Source organism: Alcanivorax sp. HI0083 (assembly GCF_001635175.1).
Window position 1 is genome coordinate 1 of record NZ_LWFX01001172.1, and the last position, 2768, is coordinate 2768.

Genomic DNA, 2768 nt, shown 5'->3' on the forward strand with positions numbered 1-2768 from the left:
TGCTGTCCGGCATGCCATCCTGATCGATATCACTTTCGGTTTCTGCCGGCTCGATAACCGTGGTGGTGTTCTCGGCAGTAGACGTATCCGCGTCCACGCCGGTATCTGCCGTTTCTTCAGCCACCACACTGGCTACCTGGGATACGGTCTTGTTGGAACCGGGGATAGTGAGTGAAGAAGGATCCTGGGTGACCTTTGCTGCCACATCCGCGATGTTGGCAAAGGTGGCAATGACTTCACCCTCGCTCTGCCCATCCACCTGACCATCGTTGAGGTCTTCAGACAGGGCCGCGAACATGGAGTCCGCTGTTTCGGTGCTGTTCGGGTTCTCGGTCTTGGCAGCCTCCGCCATGTCGGCCATCAGCGCCGCCACTGCCTCCACCGCTGTACGTAGTTTTACAACCTTCTCCTGGTCATCCTGGTCGCTGGTAATCAGCGGCGGGGAAGACAGCAGGTCCACGCTGTCGTCCAGCAGGCCAAAGCCGAACTGGCTGCGCACCTTGCTTTTCGCCAGCTTCAGGGCGGCGGTCCATTCAGCGGCGCTCACCGTGCCATTGTCATCACCCGCGAAACCGCTGTCTGTGTTGTCCGCGTTGGCCAACGCCATCTTGACCACCAGGGTGCTCAACGGCGTCGGGTAGTTGGTTTCACCATTGGCAACCGCTTCTGCCGAAGTGACAGACAACAGCCTGGTGATGACCGGCGCCTGGCCGGTGGTCAGGTCAACGGTATCCGCATCGGCCTGAACTTCAACCAGCACATCACCTGTGGTGCCAGCAGGGATGCTGACCCCGGAAAAGGCCGCACTGCCATTGGTACTGCCCGTATCAAGCTGGTTGCCAGCACCGCCGTCTGCATTGAAATCCAGTTGATAGAGCGTCACTGCGGCGTTGGCCAGAGGCCCTTTTACCGCACTCCCTGCAACCGGTGTACCGGTCGGTTTGGGCTTGCTGCTGGGCGCGGCCCCACTACTGCCGCCCCCGCCGCCACAACCAGCGATGGCAACCGCCAACGCCAGACTGGCGATCTTGAAGGTATGTTTCATTGTGATGTCTCCGATCACCCCAGTTTTTTTCAATACTTAATCTATGGGGCCACCATCGAGCTCGCATCACCCATATGGGGTATAACGTCAGAGAAGTTGTTGCTAGGGAACCTCTGAAAAACTCCTTGCGTACCCAGTCTTTCAGGCTGGTTCGCAATCTAGGCGTGCTTTTGAAGGTGTATGTCCATCCATCGAAAAAGCGCAACAACGAGTGCGGGCCAGCCTGAATGACCCGAAGGGCGTGGCCTGAAGCGCACATCTGCTGCGCCTTGCCTCTCGGAAAGGGAACCACCCTGACCATCAAGACAAGACGAAACAGCTGCACGCTTCAGGCCACGCTGAGCATGCAAGGAGTTTTTCAGAGGTTCCCTAGAGCATTAATGAATGCGCGTCAGTCTTGATTGCAAGCAGCTGAAGAGCGGACAAAAAGCGGGATCAATGGCGGGGAGACCGTTTCGAGTACGCCTGGAAGGAAAGCAGTGGCCGGGAGCCCCCCGGCATGGGCTGCATCACTCATCGAAGCTGGCTGACAAAAGAGGGCCTCACTTCTCCGGCTGTCCGTTACTGGCGGAATCCGGATCAGGTGCTGTCCCACCCTGCATAGCCTCAGCTGCCACCTGCAAAAATTGTTCAAACTGGTATTCGAAACGCCAACGCGCCTTGCTCAGTGACGATAACGGATACCAGTCAATAGCCGAGACTTCGGCCAGTCCCGAGCGAGGCACATCCACTGGCCCACCGCTATCCACGGGTTGTTGCAGGTGGCAGCGATACAAGTGAAAGCCGTTTTTCATCACCTGCAAGCGCTCGCCCACTACAACCCGCACACCGCTCTCTTCAAGGGTTTCCCGATACGCCGTGCACTGGGCCAACTCCCCCGGCTCCAGGGTTCCACCGGGTACACCCAGCTTTCCACCCCAGCGATGGCTGATCAGCAACACCTGCTGATCACGAACAATCAGGCAGCCGGCATTGGCCCGCCGGTCATCTTCCTGGCCGGGCACACGGGGACAGTCCGCCAGCGCCTGCAGCGACGGCAGCAAAACAGAAAGGAGAAGCAGGGAACGGAATATTGTCATGGCTACAGCCTGCCCCGAGACGATGACAGTGTCATGGAATGTTGGCGGCCGGCGGCGGCTTCACCGCAATAACCGCTTAGCTAATCAACGGCAGCCGATGCTCCCGGGTGGCCGCGACAACCTCATCAGGAATGACAATTTCCGTGGCCAAAGGCAGGTGATCCGACAGCAGGCAGTCGGCGAGCACACGGGTGTGGCGACTCTCCAACTCCGGCGATAACAGGATGTGGTCGATATGACGATCCGGGGCCCAGCTGGGATAGGTATTGAGGTTATCCGCCTGCACCGTCTGCAAGCCCAGGGCTGCCAACGGCGAATTGTCCAGATGATCCAGGCGACAATTGAAATCACCCATCATCACCACGTACTTGTAGTCCGCCAACAAGCGGGACAGGTAGGACAACTGGGTATTACGCACCTTTTCACCCAGCGCCAAGTGCGCCACAACCACAACCAACGGCTGAATCGGGTGACCGTACTTGATCACGATCGCTCCGCGACCGGGCAACCCGGGCAAACGGTGATCGGTGATTTCAAACGGTTGGTGCCGGCTGAGAAAGCCATTACTGAACTGGCCAAGGCGGCCAAGGTTGCGGTTCAACTGCTGGTGCCAGAAGGGGAAATCGGCCATGGAGGCCAGGTGG

General features: G+C 58.6%; 2 protein-coding genes and 1 pseudogene. All 3 read right to left on the reverse strand.

The features are described from left to right. Positions 1-1045 (reverse strand): annotated as a pseudogene (locus tag A3754_RS16765) (hypothetical protein); the annotation flags it as partial. Positions 1046-1587: 542 nt separating this feature from the next. Beyond that, positions 1588-2124 carry an NUDIX hydrolase gene (locus tag A3754_RS16770; RefSeq protein WP_063520616.1) on the reverse strand — a complete coding sequence of 179 codons (537 nt, stop codon included), beginning with the start codon at positions 2122-2124 and terminating at the stop codon, positions 1588-1590. 76 nt (positions 2125-2200) lie between these two features. Continuing rightward, on the reverse strand, positions 2201-2768 hold a 568-nt coding region (locus tag A3754_RS16775; protein WP_197468692.1), incomplete at its 5' end, for an endonuclease/exonuclease/phosphatase family protein.